This window comes from Dethiosulfovibrio peptidovorans DSM 11002 (genome assembly GCF_000172975.1).
Taxonomy (GTDB): Bacteria; Synergistota; Synergistia; order Synergistales; family Dethiosulfovibrionaceae; genus Dethiosulfovibrio; species Dethiosulfovibrio peptidovorans.
In genome coordinates this window covers 326,364-346,734 of the sequence record NZ_ABTR02000001.1, presented here as the reverse complement: position 1 = coordinate 346,734, position 20,371 = coordinate 326,364, and the positions used below count along the sequence as shown (strand labels likewise).

Annotated in this window: 21 protein-coding genes; 20 read left to right on the top strand and 1 reads right to left on the bottom strand. The window is 56.0% G+C overall.

The genetic code is table 11. The annotated features are described in order from the left end of the window. The first annotated feature begins 12 nt into the window (after window positions 1-12). The 20 genes from DPEP_RS12560 (at window position 13) to DPEP_RS01675 (ending at window position 19,058) form a co-directional block, all read left to right on the top strand. Complete coding sequence (locus tag DPEP_RS12560; protein WP_005658493.1) at window positions 13-651, top strand: hypothetical protein; 639 nt, start codon at window positions 13-15, stop codon at window positions 649-651. Window positions 652-655: 4 nt separating this feature from the next. Continuing rightward, window positions 656-1,093 (top strand): hypothetical protein, encoded by a 438-nt coding sequence (locus DPEP_RS01760; protein ID WP_156775052.1) that lies wholly within the window; start codon window positions 656-658, stop codon window positions 1,091-1,093. A 16-nt stretch (window positions 1,094-1,109) separates the two neighbouring features. After that, entirely contained in the window at window positions 1,110-1,880 is a 771-nt protein-coding gene (locus tag DPEP_RS01755; RefSeq protein ID WP_005659040.1) for a hypothetical protein, read from the top strand. A 26-nt stretch (window positions 1,881-1,906) separates the two neighbouring features. Next, window positions 1,907-2,437 carry a hypothetical protein gene (locus DPEP_RS01750; RefSeq protein ID WP_241760457.1) on the top strand — a complete coding sequence of 177 codons (531 nt, stop codon included), beginning with the start codon at window positions 1,907-1,909 and terminating at the stop codon, window positions 2,435-2,437. 88 nt (window positions 2,438-2,525) lie between these two features. Beyond that, window positions 2,526-2,693, top strand: a complete 168-nt coding sequence (locus DPEP_RS13480) for a hypothetical protein (protein ID WP_005659038.1) — start codon at window positions 2,526-2,528, stop codon at window positions 2,691-2,693. Then, window positions 2,687-3,430, top strand: a complete 744-nt coding sequence (locus DPEP_RS01745; RefSeq protein ID WP_005659037.1) for a type II toxin-antitoxin system VapC family toxin — start codon at window positions 2,687-2,689, stop codon at window positions 3,428-3,430. The genes DPEP_RS13480 and DPEP_RS01745 overlap by 7 nt, the downstream gene beginning before the upstream one ends. Window positions 3,431-3,925: 495 nt before the next feature. Then, entirely contained in the window at window positions 3,926-4,378 is a 453-nt protein-coding gene (locus DPEP_RS01740; protein ID WP_005659036.1) for a hypothetical protein, read from the top strand. Window positions 4,379-4,615: 237 nt separating this feature from the next. Beyond that, complete coding sequence (locus DPEP_RS01735; RefSeq protein ID WP_156775147.1) at window positions 4,616-5,566, top strand: BRO-N domain-containing protein; 951 nt, start codon at window positions 4,616-4,618, stop codon at window positions 5,564-5,566. Between the two features lie 70 nt (window positions 5,567-5,636). Continuing rightward, window positions 5,637-8,264, top strand: a complete 2,628-nt coding sequence (locus DPEP_RS01730) for a phage tail tape measure protein (RefSeq protein WP_005659034.1) — start codon at window positions 5,637-5,639, stop codon at window positions 8,262-8,264. Window positions 8,265-8,277: 13 nt separating this feature from the next. Further along, window positions 8,278-8,640, top strand: a complete 363-nt coding sequence (locus DPEP_RS01725) for a hypothetical protein (RefSeq protein ID WP_005658461.1) — start codon at window positions 8,278-8,280, stop codon at window positions 8,638-8,640. A 136-nt stretch (window positions 8,641-8,776) separates the two neighbouring features. After that, window positions 8,777-9,421: a hypothetical protein gene (locus DPEP_RS01720; protein WP_005659033.1), complete on the top strand. Its 645-nt coding sequence runs from the start codon at window positions 8,777-8,779 to the stop codon at window positions 9,419-9,421. Beyond that, window positions 9,421-11,880: a hypothetical protein gene (locus DPEP_RS01715; RefSeq protein WP_005658459.1), complete on the top strand. Its 2,460-nt coding sequence runs from the start codon at window positions 9,421-9,423 to the stop codon at window positions 11,878-11,880. Before DPEP_RS01720 ends, DPEP_RS01715 begins: the two co-directional genes overlap by 1 nt. After that, window positions 11,877-14,696 carry a hypothetical protein gene (locus DPEP_RS01710; RefSeq protein ID WP_005659032.1) on the top strand — a complete coding sequence of 940 codons (2,820 nt, stop codon included), beginning with the start codon at window positions 11,877-11,879 and terminating at the stop codon, window positions 14,694-14,696. The genes DPEP_RS01715 and DPEP_RS01710 overlap by 4 nt, the downstream gene beginning before the upstream one ends. Then, window positions 14,666-15,724, top strand: coding sequence for a hypothetical protein (locus DPEP_RS01705; RefSeq protein WP_241760445.1), 1,059 nt, complete (start codon window positions 14,666-14,668; stop codon window positions 15,722-15,724). Before DPEP_RS01710 ends, DPEP_RS01705 begins: the two co-directional genes overlap by 31 nt. 12 nt (window positions 15,725-15,736) lie before the next feature. Further along, on the top strand, window positions 15,737-17,008 hold the full coding sequence (locus DPEP_RS01700) for a hypothetical protein (protein ID WP_005659031.1): 1,272 nt from the start codon (window positions 15,737-15,739) through the stop codon (window positions 17,006-17,008). Window positions 17,009-17,090: 82 nt separating this feature from the next. Then, window positions 17,091-17,420: a hypothetical protein gene (locus DPEP_RS01695; protein ID WP_156775051.1), complete on the top strand. Its 330-nt coding sequence runs from the start codon at window positions 17,091-17,093 to the stop codon at window positions 17,418-17,420. Then, on the top strand, window positions 17,420-17,605 hold the full coding sequence (locus DPEP_RS01690; RefSeq protein WP_005659029.1) for a hypothetical protein: 186 nt from the start codon (window positions 17,420-17,422) through the stop codon (window positions 17,603-17,605). The genes DPEP_RS01695 and DPEP_RS01690 overlap by 1 nt, the downstream gene beginning before the upstream one ends. Window positions 17,606-17,678: 73 nt before the next feature. Then, window positions 17,679-18,131: a hypothetical protein gene (locus DPEP_RS01685; protein ID WP_005659027.1), complete on the top strand. Its 453-nt coding sequence runs from the start codon at window positions 17,679-17,681 to the stop codon at window positions 18,129-18,131. Beyond that, on the top strand, window positions 18,128-18,730 hold the full coding sequence (locus tag DPEP_RS12555) for a glycoside hydrolase family 108 protein (RefSeq protein ID WP_005659025.1): 603 nt from the start codon (window positions 18,128-18,130) through the stop codon (window positions 18,728-18,730). The genes DPEP_RS01685 and DPEP_RS12555 overlap by 4 nt, the downstream gene beginning before the upstream one ends. Window positions 18,731-18,743: 13 nt before the next feature. Next, the gene (locus tag DPEP_RS01675) at window positions 18,744-19,058 is read left to right on the top strand and encodes a phage holin family protein (protein WP_005659024.1); all 315 of its coding nucleotides are present in this window, start codon (window positions 18,744-18,746) and stop codon (window positions 19,056-19,058) included. 94 nt (window positions 19,059-19,152) lie between these two features. Here the strand turns inward: DPEP_RS01675 and DPEP_RS01670 are convergent, their stop codons facing one another. Then, complete coding sequence (locus DPEP_RS01670; protein ID WP_005659023.1) at window positions 19,153-20,292, bottom strand: tyrosine-type recombinase/integrase; 1,140 nt, start codon at window positions 20,290-20,292, stop codon at window positions 19,153-19,155. Window positions 20,293-20,371: the final 79 nt, after the last annotated feature.

The window sequence follows — 20,371 nt, the reverse complement described above, 5'->3', positions numbered from 1 at the left end:
GGAGGTGATCCTATGTCCGTCACAGTTTCCTGGAAGGATATGGCCACTCCATGGGTGGAGGACGTTATCAGGGAGTTTCCCGAATTTCGCCGGAGGGCCTTGAAGTCTGTCGGATGGATGATGCAGAAGGAGATAAAAAAAGGCATAGAGAGCGGAGCTCCCGGAGGAAGACGCTACGCTCCTCTGTCCGGCGTAGCCCGCGGCGTCAAGGCGAAATCGAAACTCAGGGTCATGAAAAAAAAGAAGGTAAGAAGCGGACCTCTCGGCAAGCTTCGAAAGGCCGTGGGCTATCAGTATAAAGACGACGGCTCCCTGACCGTGGGGTGGCTCTCGAAGAGCGCCGTATATCTGGGGTCTATGCAGGAAAAGGGACGGCGTCTTCCGGTTACCGAAAAGATGCGGCGGTTCTGGTGGTCCGGAGCCAGAGGCAAAAAATGGCCCAAGGTGCTGAAAAAAGGCGTACGTCTTCGGAAAGAGACGAGGGAGATAATCCTCCCCGCCAGGCCGACCATAGGTCCTATGAGGGAGGTTCTGGTTCCCAGAATTCCGGGATATTTCGTGAAGAAGATCGACGGTTACATGGAGGACGATATGAAGAGGTCCACGAAAAAGAGCAAGAGAAAATACAGAGTCTACGGAAGCTGGTGGTGACGAGGTGAGATTGACTCAGGTAATGATGGAGATAAGAGACTCCATAGCCCGGTCCGAAGAGGTCCGGGCTTTCTGTTTGGACCGTTTCGGCAGAGAGCCGACCGTGATGGCCGGATATAACGCCCGGCGTCCTCCCGGAAACGACGAGCTTCCTACGATCGTGGTCGCTCCCGACAGGAGCGATTTCGATGGAGCCGGTCGTGGAGAGCACAAAATAGATCTCATGTGGGCGGTGCTGAACGACGGAGGAGAGGAGCGGTACGGCAACAAGATCACGTTTCCCGGCTTTCTGCAGGTGGACGAACTGGGCGAGCTGGTGCTGTCCTCCCTGGAGGCGGTGGGGAACGAGTACAGAATAACCTACACCGGATACGATCTCTTCAGCTCCGATCAGTCTCCCGCCTTCGTGGGGGAGATGGAGCTGACGGTCACGGAATGGTGAGAGAGGGGCGATAGGAATGGCGAACGTAAGGAATTCCAACGATATAGTTCTGGGATCCGGTCGCATGTTCGTCGACGGCGGGGATGTCGGTCAGCTGAAGGACGATCTGACCTTCGAGCACGGAAAGGAGATGTACGAGCTGAAAGCCGGGTTCCCGGCGACGGTGGTCCTTTCTGCTCTGGTCAGTGAGGAGCTGACCCTGAGCTTCAATCTGCTGGAGACGAACCTGGATATGGTCTGCCGTCTGATGCCGGAGTACGATCCGGTAACAGAAAACGCCGGAACCGCCACCGTCGCCGACGAGCTTGTGACGCTGTTCGATTCCGTCCATACCATGCTCGGCAAGGGCAGGGTGGAGGGGGACGCCACGGTAACCACCGTGGACGGTACGGCTTTGACCGAGGGAGTGGACTATTACCTGGACCGGTTGAACGGGACCATCTACAGAGTGCCCGAATCCGCCAAGATAGCCGACGGCGACGACGTCAAGGCGAGCTATACGTATAAGACCTACGAAAGCAAAGGGTTCGGCGTCGGCGGCGGAACCTCGACGGACAAGACTTTCCGGGTCGATTTCTATCACAAGCGCAGAGACGGAAAGTATCGTCACGTCCGGATATGGAAGGGCAAGGTGAAGGGTAACTTCTCCATGGCGTTCAAGGAGGCTTCCGAGTCGCCTCTGGCCGTGGAGGTTACGGCCATAGCGGACAGCACGAAACCGGCGGGGCGTCAGCTTATGACGGTTATGGATGTGCCAGCGGAGGCGGTTCCCGGAGGGGGCTGGTGATGCGCCATTTTCCCGAGCCTGCCCGGTTGGTCGTTACCATAGGCGGGCGGCCTCATAAACTGCGGTATCTGACGAGGGCGGACGTTTCCGCCCTCGTCGTGTCCATAAGGGAGCTGTGCGACGGCGAGATTCCCGAAGACGGCAGAGAGGCCATGGATGCCTTGCTTGCAGAACGGAGGGTTCTGGACCCTATATTGATGGATGCCTTCCCCACGGCGGATTCCATTCCGGCGGAGGATGCCGATGTGAAGTCCGGTCTATTGGCCATAGTCTGGGAGGTCAACAAGGTGCCGGATATATTGGAGGATCTCAAGACCCACGGCGAGGACGGAGCGGATGACTCGGAGGGGGATCCTCTGGCATGGCCGAAGTTCTGCCTTCATATGAGGCGCAACTTCGGAATAGACGAGGAGACCATGTTCCACCGCTGGACCTACTGGCAGTTCGTGGGCTTTATCGAGGCCGCACAGGAAATCCTGGACCCCGACGACGAGCGGGGCAAGGGAAAGCGACGGACGATAGAGGACCTGGTAAAGGATGGGGTTTCGGGGATGTAGTTTAAGGAGTCTTGTGTACGCTCCGATGTTATAATCAGGCTAGAGCAGGTATCCTAAAAAGTCGCTTGAAACGTGAGGAGGGATCCTGATGCGTTGTGAAATAGGAACGGGACGACGTATGGAAGAGAAAGAGGTTCGTCGTAAAACCCAAGATTCTAAACGTGCGATCAATGAGATCTGTGGTAAGTACAGCAAGTTGCTGAGCAGTTCCGATAAGTTTCTTGAAGAAAAAAGAGCTGCGAAGGAGAAATGGTAGATTATGTTCTGGATGCCTGCTCGTTAATAGCCTTTTTTAGAGGCGAAAGGGGTTCCGATCGCGTAGCCGAGATATTGACGAACAACGATTGCGTTATACATGCCGTAAATTGGTGCGAAGTGCTTTATGACCTTATGAAGAGCCGGGAGGGCGAATCCAAGGTTAAGGAGTTTTCGGCTGACCTGCGAAAGTGCGGCGTGACGATTTATGAGGCCGTGGATGGCGACATGTGTAAGGATGTCGCACGTCTCAAGGCTAAGTTTTTCGAGAGGAAAGAATCGCTGGCTTTTGCCGACTGCTTCGCCTTGGCCTTGTCGAAAAAACTCAACGCTCCCTTGGTGACGTCGGACAAGGAAATGATATCCGTTTGGGATGAATATGAGATACGTTTTTTTAGGCCTCCCAAGCTTTGGTTTAAACCTCACCACATGATAAATGGAGCTATGAACGGGAAAATCGAGATAGATGAATACTCGTCCGAGTCTGAGATAGTTCCTACCGTGAATAGACTGATTCAAGAGACCGCTTGGCTTCTTAAAGCTTCCTTCCTGGATAGAAGAAGATTCGAAGCCGGATTTTCTGCCGTTTTGGAAGACTCATTCGATGATGGAAGGTCCAAGACGCTCTCTTTGAATATGGGGGCTGAGTTGACTGAACTTTATAGGCCGAGCCTTTTGGTGGAAGCCCTTCTCGTCGGGGTTCTTGCGGGGGCTGGTTACGGACCTGATCTAGATTGAGTAAGCCGCTGCCTGTTAAGGTGGCGGCTTTTTGAGTCTTATCAGCTTGAGGCATGGCCGAAGTTCTGCCTTCATATGAGGCACAACTTCGGAATAGACGAGGAGACCATGTTCCATCGCTGAACCTACTGGCAGTTCGTGGGCTTTATCGAGGCCGCACAGGAAATCCTGGACCCCGACGAAGAGCGGGGAAGGGAAAGCGACGGACGATAGAGGACCTGGTAAAGGATGGGGTTGCGGGGATGTAGGGGTGGCATGTTGTCGATGCTACGACACTATCGTATAATTAGTAGGCATCGGAAGGGAGGAGAGTTCCATGAAGAGAAAAGCATGTTTCAGCCGAAATGTCGTTTTACTCGCTGCGGAGCGTGTCCGCTCTGGAGCTTCTCCTGTGTCTTGCCCTACTGTGAGGACGGAAAAAACGCAGGAGGAGATCGACAGAGCTTTTAGAGCTGCGTCCAAGGCATTGAATCGCTCGGAAAGTAGATAGGTTGCATGTCTCGCAAGCAGTTCAACTTTATCTACGATAAGCTTGTAAAGGACGAGAACGATATTCTCGGCCATATCGCCTACTCGATATATAAAAACCAAAAACGTGAGGAAATAGCGAAGATAAAGTCGAAAAACGGAGGTGCCGACGTTACGGACGAGGATTTGGCTCCGTTTGTAGACCTATCTCAAAGCAACTCCCAGGTTGGGTTTTATAAGGATAAAGCGACGGCGCTTGCTCAACTATTTCTTGATGAGGTCGTAGGACAAGAGCTGGAAGAGGCGAAACGAAAACAAGAGGCGGATTTCATCCGTAACCACAAGGCACATGGTTTTATGTACGGTGTTTGGCAGGGAGTTGCCGCCTCTGTGATCTTCGTTCTTGCCGGATTTGCCTTCCTTATGGCTACCGGTGGATGGGCCAGGATTGGGAAAGCTCTAATTGAAATAGCGAAATGAAAGGCCCCTCAGATGAGGGGTCTTTTTTGTTGAGGGTAATATCTATCTCCCTGGGCTTTGTAGGAGGAAAACATCGTGAAGGTTTCTCTTGGCTTTAAAGATGGCGAAGGAAGCCTCTTTTTCGAGTATATTTGGTGTCTTCAGGGGAGTAGTTGGGAACCTTCGGGAGGCACATTACGTCGAAGTTTTGCATCTGTTTTTCGGAAAAGCTCCCTGCTTCGTACAGCTCACGATCGGATGGAGGTACAGGGGCGTTCCGTCGATCTATCGGAAACCGTCGCCGTGATGGAAAGAAACGACGAGAAAGGCGAGATAAGGTCCGCTTTCGATTTTTTTCGTGCCGCAGAGAGCCGAAGGGAGGCAGAAGAGATGATAGACGTGCTGGAGGCTAATCCCGTAGCTGGTGATTCTGATGTGACGTTGTTCGAGTTCGAGCGAATGGTGGTAAGGGTGGTATTCATCGACGGCAATCCTTGGTGGGTAGCAAAAGATGTATGTGATATATTAAGCCTTGGTAATGTTACGGAGGCCTTACGTGGTCTGGATGAGGATGAGCTGACTTCAGTAATACTGAAGTCAGGTGGGCAATCTCGAGAAATGAAAGTCATCAACGAACCTGGTCTTTACTCCCTTATCCTCAGATCCAGAAAGCCAGAGGCCAAACGATTCAAACGCTGGCTTACCCACGAGCTTCTGCCGACCATACGAAAAACCGGAAGCTACGCTCTTCCCGGCGTCGATCCATCCAAGAACGGCAGAAAGGAAGAGCTTGCGGAAAAACGTCTCGCCATCATGGAGCGGAACGCCAACTGTCGAATGGCCAAGATGATCCTGAAGGGCATGGACGCCTTCAAGGACGTCATGACCAAAGAGTCCAAGACCGTCTTTATGGCCAAGTACGGCGAGCTGGTTACAGACGTCGATCTGACTCGTCTGCTTCCCAGATCCGCCGAGCCGATGTACTCTGCCACCGACATAGGGAAGGAGTGTGGAGTCTCCGCCCAGGTGGTGGGCAAGGTGGCCAAGTCCCATCATCTGAAGAGCCCGGCGGGGGAGGACGGAGAATACGGCTACTGGATAAGAAGCAAGTCCCGTTATTCCAGCAAGGAGGTCAACACCTTCGTGTACAACGAAAGAGGCAGGGAGTGGTTTCTGGATCACTTCGGTATAACGGCCATGGTGGAGTAGAGCTTAACCAATACTGACTAAAGTCGTCCCTCAGGGGCGGCTTTTTTTATTTCTCTCCGGAGGTGATCTTTTGTCCAAGCGGGACGTACAGATAAACGTAGGGGCTCGTGTAGATCAGGCCGTGAGCGCCTTCGACAGATTGCAGAAAACCCTCTATCTGAACGGTCACCGCCTGGAGACCTACGGCCAGTCGGTAGGGAAGGTTTTCGACCCGGCTATGAAGGGGCTTGTGGCGGTAGGCCTTGCGGCCAAAACCGCCGCCGCGGGAACCGGATTGGCCGCTTTCTCGGTGGCCCAGGACCTCGAGGAGGCCATGGCGGTCGTCGCCCAGAAAACCGGAGAAGGCGAAGAGGCCCTGAAAGAATACGAGGACATCGTCAGAAGGCTTTTCAGGGAAAACCCGGTGTCCGGATACGGAGAGGTGGCCCAGGCTCTGGCGGCTGTTCGGGTGGCGACCGGGGCCGCCGGTGAGGCTCTGGAGAAACTGACCCAGCAGTATCTGTCCCTGTCGGACGTTACCGGAGTGGATCTCAACAACGCGGTTCGTCTGGGTTCCAGGCTCTTCGGGGACTGGTCCATCTCGACGGATAAACAGACCGAGGCGTTGGATGCGCTGTTCGTTGCATCCAGATCGACGGGGGCTTCCATAGAAAACCTGGCGGAGAAGGCCGTTACCTATGGAACCAAGTTCAGGCAGCTGGGCTTCTCCCTGGAGGAGGCTCTCGGGTTGTTGGGCAAGTGGGAGAAGGAAGGGGTCAGCACCGAAAAGGCCCTGTCCGGTCTTGGCCAGGCGATAACCAACATGACCCGAAGCGGTGTCCGGAACCTGGTTCAGGGATGGAAGGACCTTACGAATAGCATAAAAAACGCCACCACCGAAGGAGATGCCATAAACAAGGCCGTGAAGTATTTCGGCGCCGATGCAGGTCCGGACATGGCGGCGGCTATCAGGGAGAACCGCTTCGAGCTCGGAGCGTTGGTGGAGGTCTTGTCGAAGGCCGAGGGAGCGATCGAAACGGCCGACGAGGAAACATCTACGTTGATAGAGTCTCTTCAATCACTTAGGAATACCGCGAAAGACAAGCTCCTTGAGCCGTTGGGAGACGAGGTGTCTCGATATGTCGCCCACGTTGCCGAACTGCTGGAGGTTCTCGTCGAATGGGCGGACGAAAACCAGGTGCTTAAGGGCTCGGTTGATGCCTTCTTCGAAGGATTGGGGTTAGGCAATATACAAGTGGAAGAGTTCAAAGAGGCGTTGGAGAAGGTCGATGTCGCCTCCTTCACCGATCAGTGCGAGACCTTCGGCAGAATGCTGAAGGCTATCTATCGATCGCTTAAGACCATAGCCGACATGATCCCCTGGGAGCTCCTGATAGAACACGCCGACAGCCTGACCAAGATCATAATATACGGGTGGGCCTCCGGTAAGGTTTTGTCCATAGCCGGAGGAGTTCTAAGCCTTGCGGGATCTTTTGGCGACTTGGCCGATATGATGGAGAAGTTCAACAAGGTGGCGGCTTTTATCGAGGGTACTTCCATCGCTAAGTGGCTTATAAAAAGCGGAGCGGCATTATCGGAGATGATTAATAAGTTGGGAGACAGTGGACGACTGTCTCGCTGGGCCAAGGACTTTCGCAACGAGATGCGGGCGTTGATCAAGTACAAGGGAGCTTGGTTCTACGAGCTTAAGCTCGCTCTTGGTGGTGCCGGGGCGAATATAGGCCTGGATATGGGGCTGGAGGATCTGGAAGGGTTCGAAGAGGCCTTGAAGGGAGATAAAGAGGCCCTCGAAAGTCTGCCTGAACCGATTCAGAAATGGATAGAGAAGAACAAAAAGACGAGTGTATCGCTAAAAGAGACCTCCAAGGCCGTCGAGGATTTGGACGATAAGATCAAAAACGTATCGGATGATATGAAAAAGCTTGAAGAGGACCCGTTTTCTCTAGCTAGTCTATTCGATGATGAAGAGCTTTTTGATAACCCCGACGATCTCCTAGCCAGGTGGGTTAGCGATAAGCCGATCAGAAAGATAGATTTAGCCATCTCGGACCTTAAGAAGCGTGTAGTGGAGATAAAAGCCGGCGGCAAAGAGGCGATGGAAACATTGGGAGTCTCCGCCGAAGAGGCCGATGCCGTGATGAGAGACTCCATATTGAAGGCGGTAGAGGAGATAAAGAAGTCTCTCGCCGACGAGGATCCCTATATGGCCACCGCCTTCGTATCCGCCATGGAGAAGATGGGAACGGAGGGGGGAGACGCTCTTATGGCCTCCATAGCCGGGGCCATGGGCAAGGGGCAGGATTCCATCGTAAAGATTCTGACCGGGGCCATTCAGGACGGCTTTATAAAAGGTCCCGCTCTGACAGAGGCCATGAAGCTCATTCAGAAGAAGACGGACGAGCTCGTCAAAAAAACCGGAGATCAGATAGAAAAAGAATATGCCGGTATGAAATTCAGCTCCGCCTTGATGGGAGATCTGAAAGCCTACCACGCCAAGCTGGAGCTTTCCAACCTGGGGGTTCAAAGCAGGATGCCGAAGTTCTCCGGTAAGGGCGAATTCGGCGGGACGGTCAACAAGGTGTCCGCCCCTATATCGATACAGATAGGCACGGTCAACGTAAAACGTCCGGAGGATGCGGACAAGACCGGTCGGGAGATCGGCCGGGGGATAGTCAAGTCCTTCGATCTGGGGTACTGAGGAGGGTGGTCCCATGAGCTACGACCCGGTGGCCAACTACGAACTTACGGATATCGAGGAGATCCCCCACGGCGAGATGGTGGTCACAGCCTCGGGGGAGACTGTTTTCGTCCGTCGCCCCGGCGGCAGGGTCCGTTTCAGGGCCACCTTTCAGGGGCATTTCACCTCTCACCCTGCGGGATTTTTCACGGTCGGCGAGGTCTTCTCCCATCAGGGAATAGAGTACGTGGTGGAGCAGATAAAGCTGTCGGGGCTTCACCGGATAAGGGCAGTCGACGGGGAGTTTTTCGACGGTCGGTCCTACGAGATACAGGCTTTGTCCACCAGGGCCTACGATGGAAGCCTGGATATAGACGAACCTATGGCGGGGGAGTAGCCCATGGATAGCGTATCCTGCTGGGCAAGTCTGCATCTTTGCGGCGGGGAACCGCCTCTCTGCCTGGCTGTCAGCCTGAACGGAGAGCCAGAGACGGCGGTGGGCCAACGTTACGAGGCAGGAGACTCACGATGTTTTGACCCTGGAGGTGGAGCCTCGGACTATTTTGTTGTATCTGGAGACTTTGCAGGTCGGCAGGGTCGGTTTGTGTCGTCCGGCGTTTCGATTCGAACCTCTCACGAATGCCGGTAAGCTGACCAGGTTGGACGTGTCCTTTAGGGGTCTGCGATCGGAGGATATGCAGGTTTTCCGTCCGTTCCGCTGGATGTTGTGCCCCGTGGAGGCGGACGCCAGCGTATCGCCTCGGTGGGTGGTGGACCGTCCGGTATTCGGAGAGACCGGACGACTCTGCGACTGGGAGGACCTTTGCGTCTCTGGGGCCATGAGATGGACCTCGGAACTCTCCGCCGTCCTTTCCAGAGGCGAGGCGGCGTCGGTGGATCTCTCGGGCGTTCCCGCCTGGGTGTCGGGGCTTCCGGCGTCGGCCCACATGATAAGGCCCTGGGCGGATGTGAACGGCGTGGCCCGGACTACCAGAGAGATTCCGGTGTCGATACATCCATCTGGCGGAGTGGTCTACGGATGGGTCGGATACCTGCCGATATGGTCGGTTTTCCTGCCGGTCGAGGGCTCCTCCGGCGGAGATCCCATGATAGCGGTGACATCGAGGCCCAGGCGGTCGGACATCGCCGAGGCGGAAGTCGTTTTGGAGGTGAAGTAGTGCGGGAAATACAGGCCCCGGCCCTGCCGGATGGATATGTGGAGTTTTCCTATAGAAGAGAATTACGGGCCCTCATAGGGACATGGCAGGGAAAGGTACTGTTGCCTGCGGGGAGTCCTCCGGAGCTTGGTGGATCTTGGACGGTCCCGGGGATCATGGAAAACGGGCTGGTGTCCCGGGCGGATAAACTGGGGGACGCCGAGGACGGACGGGTGTTGTGGTCCCTCTCCGGCTACGATGCGGGGTTCCGGCTCATGAAAAGCCCTCTGTTGCCTCACCAGATAAAAGGATCCACCCTGGGAGATGTCTTGTCCGAGCTGGCGGAGGGGTGCGGGTTGAAAGCGGACGTGACTCTGGACAGAGACGTCCCGGTGGACGCCCGACACCTGGTTTCGGGCCAGACGGCGGCGAACGCCGTTTTGGACCTCGCCACCCTCGGGGGAGCCATCGCCTATATGACCCAGGACGGAACCCTGAAAGTAGCTCCGCCCCGGCCTTGTAAAACCTATCCCTGCAAGGGGTTGAACCTGGACGACGTACAGGCCCGGGATCTGGATCTCGACGGGTACGCCTCCGGCGTGGTGGTTATCCTGGGACGCCGGGGAGACTCCTCCGGTTCGGTAGACGAAGACGGTCCTGGAGGCGGCTATTATGGGACGACTCCCTCTGGATCGTTGAAGCGGATCACGAAGCGGGGGACCACCGCCTTGCCGGGGGGGACCCTGTCTTGGAGATATACCCTATTGTCGCCTATAAACGTGGTCGAATCCTATGGAGCGAGCTTGTTTCTTCCCGGGGCCGGTATCAGAAAGAGTATCGTGTCGGATTACTCCTATGACGTGGAGTCCTCCGTGGTAAGAGTAGGCGACCAGGAACAGCGGCTGTGGAGATTCTGCCTCGTCGAGGCCGGAAGCGTCGAGGATACCGCCGTCGATGCGGTCTATTACGATAATGCCACGGGCGGGTTAGCCACCGAGACGGTCGAGCACGTCATGGAGTATCAGGTGAGACGATCCTACGACATGGACAAAACCCACATCTTGAAGGAAGTAGTGGAGATCAATTCGTATGATCCCGACAGAAGAAGAAACGACGTACCCTACACCCACAAGACCGAGCGGGCCTGGACGTGGGACGACGATCACGGATACAGAGGGCTCACCGAGAGGGAATGGAGCTATGAGGAAAGAGACGTCGGAGAGGCGGACCTTGTGACGGGATCGGACGGGAACCCTCTTACCTGGGTAGGGAGCGACGGCCAAACCAGGTACATACAGCTTCCGGCCTATCAGACCACCACGATGATAAAGAGGGAGCGACAGAGACAGATAGACGAGGTTTTCGACGACGACGGTAAATGCGTCACCCGTATAGAGAGGACGACCGACGACAACGGGTTGGCGGATATGCTGGAGAGAGGGCTTTTCGGAGACCTTTACGACCCTGCAAACTCCAGGGCCGGGGAGGCCCTGGCTCAGATGAAAACGCTACTTCAAGACGGCTCCATGAGGATAATTCAGGTTCCAGGCGGATCCTCCATCTCGGAGGAGGTCGGAACGCTGTCTCAGCCCGGCAGGAGATACAGGGAGAAGACGTCGGGCGAGGACGGTGGAAACCGCTATATAGACGGGATCTGGTCGGAAGAGACCTGCCCGTTTTTGTGTAGCGATGGAACCTGCGGGGTCGTAGAGTCTCCATCGGCGGTCTCCGCTCCCGGGACGTCGAGGTCGAAGCCTTCGGGATGGGACGGAAGCGGCGTCGAGACGGTAGACGGTCCGGTTCATTCGACGGAAGACTCCGAATCGGATTCGGAGGATTACATCGAAGGTGATCCCTGCGGCTATCTGGAGGACGGAAAAACTCCGGGGTACGAGAGGTGTTCCAGGTACAAGGCTTTCCGCCATCTGGCGGGGTCTACCTCCGGGACCTCTCCGGTGTCTCCGGTGGTGGGCATGTCCGGAGGAGGAAGTATATGGACGGAGAAGGAGCTGTACATAGATGAGCATCTCTCGGAGGATCGAGCCAGGTCGATAGCCCAGACCATTGCAGACAACATCCTGTCGGTCAAGAAGGTAAGCAGGGGGATAGTGGAGACGGTCACGGTACCCCTGGACATGAGGGTCCATCCGGACGGGGGGGTGATGGCGGTGGAACACAGTTTCGACAGGCTACAGACCTCCATATCCTTCCGTCCTTCGGACACTACGCCGCCGGAGTATCTGATGTTGCTCAACTCCGGATCCACCGCCGCCAACGTCTACGCCAGGGAGAGTATCGGCAAGGGCCGGAGCGCCTTCGGTCGGGTGGTGGACGTCCGACCGGACAGGGCTCTGGTCATACTGGGCGGTCGTCCGGTCAGCTGTACCTCCTCCATACGGATCAAGAGAGGAGACAACGCACTTGTGTTCCTTCCTCCCGGGAGCGTCTCCAGCGGCGTTATCCAGGCGGTGATGAAATGACGAAAGCGAGAGTCTACACGGGTCCGGTCGGGCGGTTGTCCGGCCACGTGCTTGGCAGGGTTCCCTTCGCCGTGCCGGAGACGGTTAAAATCCGTCTCCTCGATAGGGAGGCCGGGAAGCCGGACGAATCCGGAGAATTGATCGAGGTATCGGGGGACGGGCGGATCTGGCTTTTCGAGAGCGGTGTATATATATGGAATCGAGAAGAGGGGGTAGGCGAGGGCCTGTCCCCTCTTTTTTTATGCGACGAGGCGGTCCTGTCGGGGTACGACTGGGCTCTGGTCTCCGGCGGCCTGGTCGTGGACGGGGTTTTCGTCTCCGTGGAGATGCCCTGCCCGATGCCCGACGCCGGTAACTCCGGCTGGTGGGTGGACCGGTGCGACGATAGCGACACGGCTCCGTTCGTTCCTTCTCTCTCCTCTGTTGAGTCGGCTTTTTTCGGCCGGTGGTGCTATACGCCTTTGAGTTTTGCCTACAGATGGGAGCGGGAGGAGTACCGCAAACTTCGCGAGGCGGCAGACAAGGCCAAGGGTCTTGAAAGGGCGGCACTTGCCGCCAGGCTGATGGAAGTGGAGCGGTTCGAGATCGGAGACATCGCAGGGTCCTCCGGGGTCTACGGCATGACCTGGTACGACTGCGACCCCGCCGCGGAAACCGAGATGACAGAGCCTTCCTTCGGCGGGCTGTGGCTGGACGGTGGCGTCTTGTATGGGGCCGGGAGCAAGTCGGCTGGGAGGGCCCTGTTGGTGCCTACTTCCTTCGACTCCGATGGTACCTGTCTAGGGTTGTCGGTGGTCCATAGCGGAGAGCTCCAAGGGCAAGAACCGGGACAGGTTATCCCGGTACGAGGTGGAGCTGTCCATGTAGCGGCGGGAGAGGGGGACCCACGAGGTCGGCTGTTGTCGGTCCGTGGTCCTTATGCCCTACATCTATGGGGGGAGGAGACGAGGCTATACGAGATCGAGGAGGGCTTTCTATCTCCCCGATGGGGTTATCTGGCCCTCCCCGGGGTTCTTTCTCTGAACGGGAAAGTCTTTCTCTGGTGGCCGTACGGAGATATCCCTTCGAAACTGGGAGGGGCGGCAAGGACCATGGAGCGATGGTGTTTTCCCGGAGAAGCAGAGCCGGTCGATGCGGCGGGGCCTCTTCTGATTGCAGAGGCCTCCGGTGGGGCGGTTATCACGGATATGCGGACCATGCGACGGCACATAGTCCCGGAGGTGGGAGATATCCAGGTTTCTGAGGGACATGGTTTCGTCCGGTCCCATTCGGCTAACGAAAAGGTCTGCCTTGAAAGTAGTTCCCCGGTGGAGGCGGTAGGCGAGGGAGGAGAGCGTTTTTCCCAGGACGTGAAGCCGGAAGACCTCTGCATCCCCTGGCTGGGCAGGGCGGGGGATCCTCTGGAAATAGGCTGGTGGGATTTGCCGGATCTGGGAGTTCGGGGAAGCCCTCCGAACCTGGAAGGCTTGGGCGATAGCGACGGTTCAAACGACTTTCACGACGGAACACACAGGGACAACCGAAAGGGAATGTCGGTAACTTCCGACGGCCTGATCTATCTATCCGGAGACAACTACGAAGACGAGGCCCTCGATGTGATGGCATGGAAGTACGACGGTGGAGGCTGGGAGAAAAACCGGGTTTCATGGCCCTGTTCCGACAGACTGGTGGCCCCGTATGGACAGGGGAATTACCACGTTCACCACTTCCCCGGTGCGGACTGGAGTCTGTTCCACGCCCCGGTAGGAAGGATACGTTATCGGAAGTTACTGGAGACCACCGACTGGTCTTTCCTAATGCCTCTCGTCGGTCTCGGAGGAGGGTTCGCCCTGTACGGAGCCCTGATGGTTCAGGAGGCTTTCAACAAGTACCTGGAGGACTCCTTCGGGGACGCTATGCTGGTTTACACTCTGCCGAATCAACGGCTGTACGTTGGAGACCCTCTATTCCAAGAATGGGAAGAGGTGGACGCCGGACCTGGCTATTTCTGGACTTTCGCCGGATGGGCTACGGTCAGAGACGAGCCTATGGCTGTTTTTTCCAAGCTGAAAGAGGCCACCGGCAACGACCCCAAGCCGGAGGTATGGGGGGTCTGTCGGAGCGGGGCGCGCCGGATCGACCCGGAGGAGGCGGGAGAGGTAGGAGAAAAGGCCGCCGGATTGGTCCCCTCCACCTACTGGGCTAGGTGGGGAACCTGGCCTGGGGGAAGCGGCGGGGTAAAGGAGGACATAGACTCCATTCTCGGGAATAAACCCTGTCTGTATCCTCTTCCGGAGCCGACGGGGAACCCCGAGGCGGCGCTGGCCGAGAACATGGTGGAGAGGATGGATCTGTGGAGAGAGAAAGCCCAGGACATAAACCGTCCGGCGGTGACCATGGGTCAGACCTACGATCATCAGATACTTTCTGCGGCGGCCATAGACCCAACCGTCCCGCTGGTAGATGCGAGGCTGGAGATCGACGAGGAAGGCACCACCTGGGTGATGCTTCGACATTGGACGGGGGTCTGGCTGTCGGTCCGGTGCGAGACGAGCCCCTCTCCGTATGTCTTGGAGCAGGCGACCGATTGGGAACTGGTAAGCCTGGGGTCTCGTGAGGATGGGGCGATCGTGGCCCTGTTCGGCCATGGCAGATGCTCCCTGTCCATCGGGGATTACGACAAGGCTCTAGAGGTGTTCGGGTTCGGCGAATGGTGGACGAGGATGGCTCTCCATACCTGGTACGCCCGGTTTTTTCCGGTGGTGATACGGCAGTCGCCTGAGGAACTGGACCGGATGGCCCGGCTATGGAAAGAGGAAGAAAAAAGGGAGGAATAGATATGCCGATAATGCAGTTGAGAACGAGCGACGATGCGTATCCACTGAGCCGGTTGGACTTCGGGGCCATAGACACCGGGACGACCAGTGTACAGATAGGGTTCCGCCTATGGAACGACAGGCCGACTCAGGTGTCCGGCGAGTTGCTGGGGACCGCCGACGGAGCGAGGGTCAGTTTCGCCACCCAGTTCAAGCCGCTGGTGAACCATCCGGAGGCTCCAGTCGCGGTCAAGGTGGACGGCTCACCTGCGACGGGGGTCTCTGTGGACCACGAGAACGGTCTGATAGTTTTTTCGTCCCCTCCTGCCGACGGGAAGGTGGTCACCTGCGATTATGCCTACTCCGTAGGGTCCACCGACGCCAACGCCGTAATAGTGACCATGGAGCAGGTCGCTGGCGTGGCCGGAGACGGAGTGACTAGATCCTTTCCCCTTCCGTCCAGATGTCTGACGCCATTGAAGTTGTTGGTGGGAGGAGTGGAGATACCGGAGGGAACAGGCTTCGAGATCCAAGACGACGGCGAGAGCCTGTACATAGCGGAGCCTCCGGAGGCCAACGAGTCCGTGCTGTTCTCCTACGTGGATCCCGTCTGTCAGGGAGGATATTACGAGACCAGGAGCTCCGGTCTTGATAATCCATATAGCCAGAACGACATGGCCGACGATGCGGAGACCGCTTTTTTCAAGCTGGGCGGGGCCTTCTCCGTGGAGAACCGTCTGGTTGGAACTGGAGACGGGAGTAAAAAGATATTCGACACCGGCACCCCTTTGATACGTGAAGTCTCGAAGGTGCTGGTAGGGGGGCAGGAGGTGACGGACTACGCCCTCAACAACGTAAAGGGGACGATTACCTTCGGGGCCGCTCCCGCCGTGGATTCGGAGGTCCGTATGGATTACTCCTACGAAAGGGGGCACGCCATAGGAAATATCCGACAGTGGAGCGGAAGACGGTGTTTCTTGAGGGTGTCTCTGCCTTACGATGCGCCGAACTCGGTACTGACGGCCCGGCTCAGGGTCATATCTCAATAGGGAGGTAATGTAATGGCGGTAAAAAGGATTGATACTCTGGGGTGTCACCCCCTGGTGCTAATGAAGAAATTGGCGGCCATAGGCGGGTTGGAGATACTCAAGGAGGAAAAACACGTCCACGACGGGGTGGAGTACCCCTACCACATCGTGGCGAAGGTGAAAGACGGGTTGTACGTGGAGGCGAAGGATCCTATATACGAGTTCGCAAGTACCCCCGAACTGTTACCTCGAAGAGTGTACCTTGGAGAGCTAGACGGAGATATCATGACATTGGAAGCGAGCTCTACGATGCTGGGGATCAGAAGCCAGACGGATTTCATGGCCCCTGTGATAAACTCGCAGACGCCACTCCCCGAGGGTCCTTTGGGATTAAGTATCTTATTCTCGTATTTTGGCAAGGCGTCAAATACAACTTCGTATGAGCTCAACTGTGGAGCCTACATAAACATAGACAACGGCTACTTGTTTGGAGGCCCTCTGTCGCGTAATAAAGAGAAAGTGATGCGTATAGGAGGTAAAAACCCGATAAGTCGTCTTGGTCTGACGGACAAATCAAATAACAACTATGTGTCTGTTAATCTTTTTACTTCCGACACACTGGAATATCCTTATAACGGGACATCCGCCGTTGTCATGAGTGCCTTTCTTGAGAACATCCAGTGCAAGCCTTTCCGTCCAAGCTGGTATAAGTACCATGAAACTCCCCGCATCTATTTCGGGCAGACTAGCGAAGGGCTAGGCGCCCCGATCGTGATATCTGGGACCATTATGCGGATAGGGACGGGTTTTTTAGAAGATCAGCTGGTATCTCCCACTCCCTGGAGAATTTTGCCCATAACCTCTTCGGTAATCAGCAACGAAGGTGGCGTTTTTTTCTGCTATGACGAAGGAGAGGAACACTCCGGGGTGCTGGGGCTCGTCCTTGTGGACACTTCTAAAGGCAACGGCCTTGATGGGGCTTTCCCTGCTATCTTCGACACTGATCTTTGTTGTGCCTTTTCGCCGCCCAGCAAGGGGGAGCATCTGGTCGTTTTAGGTAGCGAATCCAACCCGGAGGGAACTATCACGATGCAACTTTTTGCTCCTTCGCCACCTATTTCTACGGATTCCGTCAGTGGCGGCCCCGTCGTAACGGATCTTTTCGCCTATACGTCCGAGGAGATAAGGGGGGCAGTCCCCGGGGTTTTAGCGACGCCGGAGGCTCTTTCCGTCGGGTCCGTGGGGTGGCTGGATGGCAAGAGATATCGGGTCCATCTTCCCGGACGCATGCTCCAGATAGGTTAGATCCATGCCTACATATAAAAACGAAAAGTCCTACCCGATATCTTTCGGGCGGCATTACTGGGTACCCGGCGAGGAAAAACGGGTGCCCTTTTTCATTCCCGCCGAGGAGATCGGGCTTACCGTCGTCTCCGACGATCCTAAGCCTCGCTCTCAGGTGTTGTATTCCGGAGAGGTGACCGTCCCGCCCGGTGAGACCGTGACATTGCCGGTCCCCTATTGCGGCAAGCTCTCTCTCCAGGCGGCCACCGAGGGGGACGACGTTGCGGAGATCCATCTGGGCGAAAGAGCCATAAGGCTGGATGGGAATTACGGGCTCGACCTCGATAGTCTGGACTGGGGACGGCTGGGGGAGATCTCCCTGTCTTCCTCGGCGGGGGCAACAGTGAATCTTCTCGTTATGGAGGTGTCTTGATGGGACGTTTCATCAAGCAGACGGACATAGATCTCTCCCCGGTGTTGTCGGGAATGGGTGGTTTGTCTTCGAAGATGGACCGGATATGGGATCAGATAAAGACGCCGGGAGCCCCTCCGAAGAGCAACGTCGTCATGGTGGGAGCTTTGAGGTTGGGTATGGAATTGGAGACGCCGGAGGCGTAGCGAACGGCATAAAGTTTCGGGGAAGCTCGGCGTGGGCTTCCCTTTTTTTGTTCCGAAAAGAGGAGGAATCCCGATGAGAGAGAACGTCGAAAAGATCAAGGAAGCCCTGAGCACTCTGGTGGCCGACGCTAGGTATCTGAAAGAGCGGATGAACGAGCTGTCCGAGTGGAACAGTCTCAAGAAGGCAAGGGAGAATCTGTCGAATGTGGTCGATTTTGTCGGGCGTATAGTCGTGTTCGCCGAGTTGGCCACCTCGCAGGTGAAGGACGAGATCTCGGGGCTTCAGTCAAAGGACAAGAGAGACGCCGTCGTGGAATACCTGGATGGCTTGATAGTCCTTCCATGGTTTCTGGAGCCCTTCGATGGCCCCATCATCCGAGGACTGGTGGACTATGCCGTGGACAAACTGAACGAGCGCCTCGGTCACGACTGGGGGCTGGACAGGATAGAGGAGCTGGCGATCCATGGCAGGGACATATTGGATATAGCGGGCCCTTTGCCCTGGGAGGGGAGGGGGACGAAGTGACGGAGAGGTTCTCTGAGGTTCTCTCCGTGGTGTTGGGATTCGAGGGAGGATATGTGAACGATCCGGACGATAGGGGAGGACGGACCAATTACGGCATAACGGAAAGGACCTTGAGATCGGCATACGATAGAGAGATCGTACCCCATAACGACATACGATCTCTATCGATGGCTGAAGCTTCTCTCATCTACTGGTCCGACTACTGGGAGCCCATAGGAGCCGACGGAATGCCGAAACCGCTGGACCTTGTCATGTTCGACTGTGCCGTGAATCACGGGGTGGGTGGAGCCGTAAAGCTCCTACAGGAGGGGCTCAACTCGATATTGAGAGACACAGTCCTCGCAGTCGATGGAACGATGGGTCCGAGAACTCGGGCGGCGCTGGCGAATCTGAGAAAAGAGAACGCCAGGCTGACGAACGGAAGCGGTGACGTGAAGCCTTATTCTCTCCTTCGCTATCTCTGCCTCGAGGTTTTGATGAACCGTACGAGGCTGTACGATCGCCTCGCGGATAGGAATGTGTCGCAACGTAAGTTTCTGCGAGGGTGGATTCACAATAGGGTAGTGAAGCTGGGAAAATCGGCGGGACTGGAGGATTGAAGGAGGCCTGACTTTGCTTGATGACATCATGGAGACGTTGCGTCATATCCTGGCTCTTCTTTTGCCGCCCGCCCTGATGGCCATGGGAGGGTCGGCGGTTAAATATGGCCGCCTTCACCGGTCCGAATCTTTCTCCTGGAGAGAGTTTCTGGTCGGGATGGCAACGGCCGGTTTTGCCGGAATGGTTATGCACTGTCTTTGCCGCGGCCTTGGACTGAACATCTGGATCACTTCGGCTGTGGTGGCCATGTCCGGGTACAGCGCAGGTCAGCTGTTGGATTACGGACAGGAACTGCTCCTGAAGTGGCTGGAGCGTAAGACGAGATAAGAATACGCCCTCTCGGGAATCTCCTCGGGAGGGCTGTTTTTTTGTAGATGCAGGGAATTTTTATTCCATTGATTATTCCATGATCTATCCTAATCTATCCTCTTTGCTCATCCAGCCAGTCCGCCCACCACTGCATAAGCTCACGGCGTTGCGGCAGGTGTTCGGCGTGGTTGTAGGCGGCTCGTACTGCGTTCTTGGGGACGTGTGCGAGCTGCCTTTCTATGACGTCCGGTGACCAGCCGTGCTCGTTGGCGATAGTGCTGAACATCGAGCGGAACCCGTGACCGGTCATCTCCTCTTGAGTGTATCCCAGGCGACGGAGGGCGGCATTCACCGTCATATCCGACATAGGGATCTTGGAAGAGCGGACCGAGGGAAACAAAAAACGAGAATGCCCGGAGATATCTCGCAGTTCTTCCAGGACTTGGATTGCCTGGCGTGATAGAGGAATCCAGTGGATCCTCTTCATCTTCATCTTTGCGGCGGGGATCTTCCAAGTGTCTGCTTCTATCTCTTCCCATTCCGCTTTTCGAATCTCTCCGGGTCTTGCAAATGTGTATGCCTGGAAGAGGAGTGTCAATCTGATTTGTCCCTTGAGTCCCTCTTCTATGGATCTCATAAGCCCTCCGATCTGAGCGGGGTCTATCAATGTGGCCATATGTTTGTGCCGCACGGTCTGGAGAGCTCCTTTGAGATCCGCCGATATGTCCCTGTCGCATCTTCCGGTAGCCACTCCGTACCTCAGGATCTGACCACACATCTGGCGCGTTCGTCGGGCGGTTTCTATAGTCCCTCTCGACTCTATCTTTCTGAGCACGTCCAGAAGCTCCGGAGCGGTCAACGTGTCGACCTGGCGGTGACCGATATGGGGTATCAGAAGTTTATCTATCTTATATACGAGGGTTTCGATATACCTGGGAGCTTTCGTGGGGTACATTTTGACCTCGAGCCATTCGTGGGCCAGCTCCGCGAATGTGTTCACGTTTTTCTTCCCGCCGAGTTCCGGTAGTGTGGACACCAACTCATCTCGTTTTTGGCGGGCCTCTTTCAGTCCGATCTTAGGATATGCCCCTATAGACCGCCGTATTTCGCCATTCCCTCCCGGTTTTCTTTTGCGTATTCGCCAGTATTTTTTCCCCGTGGGGAGAATCTCTATATATAACCCGTCGCTGTCCAGCATGGAATAGCGGGTTTCTTGAGGTTTCAGTTTGCGTATCTGGGTGTCGGATAGCATATCGTACCCTCCTGTTTTGTGGACACCAGATATCCTCGTGTCCACATTTGTAGCCACATCGATCATGGATTGCCTCAAT

Coding starts and splice junctions, on each gene's coding strand:
- DPEP_RS13480 (WP_005659038.1), top strand. CDS start 2,526: ATGCGTTGTGAAATAGGAACGGGACGACGTATGGAAGAGAAAGAGGTT.
- DPEP_RS01725 (WP_005658461.1), top strand. CDS start 8,278: ATGAGCTACGACCCGGTGGCCAACTACGAACTTACGGATATCGAGGAG.
- DPEP_RS01690 (WP_005659029.1), top strand. CDS start 17,420: ATGGGACGTTTCATCAAGCAGACGGACATAGATCTCTCCCCGGTGTTG.
- DPEP_RS01735 (WP_156775147.1), top strand. CDS start 4,616: ATGGAGGTACAGGGGCGTTCCGTCGATCTATCGGAAACCGTCGCCGTG.
- DPEP_RS01705 (WP_241760445.1), top strand. CDS start 14,666: ATGGAAAGAGGAAGAAAAAAGGGAGGAATAGATATGCCGATAATGCAG.
- DPEP_RS01745 (WP_005659037.1), top strand. CDS start 2,687: ATGGTAGATTATGTTCTGGATGCCTGCTCGTTAATAGCCTTTTTTAGA.
- DPEP_RS01670 (WP_005659023.1), bottom strand. CDS start 20,292: ATGCTATCCGACACCCAGATACGCAAACTGAAACCTCAAGAAACCCGC.
- DPEP_RS01755 (WP_005659040.1), top strand. CDS start 1,110: ATGGCGAACGTAAGGAATTCCAACGATATAGTTCTGGGATCCGGTCGC.
- DPEP_RS01685 (WP_005659027.1), top strand. CDS start 17,679: ATGAGAGAGAACGTCGAAAAGATCAAGGAAGCCCTGAGCACTCTGGTG.
- DPEP_RS01710 (WP_005659032.1), top strand. CDS start 11,877: ATGACGAAAGCGAGAGTCTACACGGGTCCGGTCGGGCGGTTGTCCGGC.
- DPEP_RS12560 (WP_005658493.1), top strand. CDS start 13: ATGTCCGTCACAGTTTCCTGGAAGGATATGGCCACTCCATGGGTGGAG.
- DPEP_RS01740 (WP_005659036.1), top strand. CDS start 3,926: ATGTCTCGCAAGCAGTTCAACTTTATCTACGATAAGCTTGTAAAGGAC.
- DPEP_RS01700 (WP_005659031.1), top strand. CDS start 15,737: ATGGCGGTAAAAAGGATTGATACTCTGGGGTGTCACCCCCTGGTGCTA.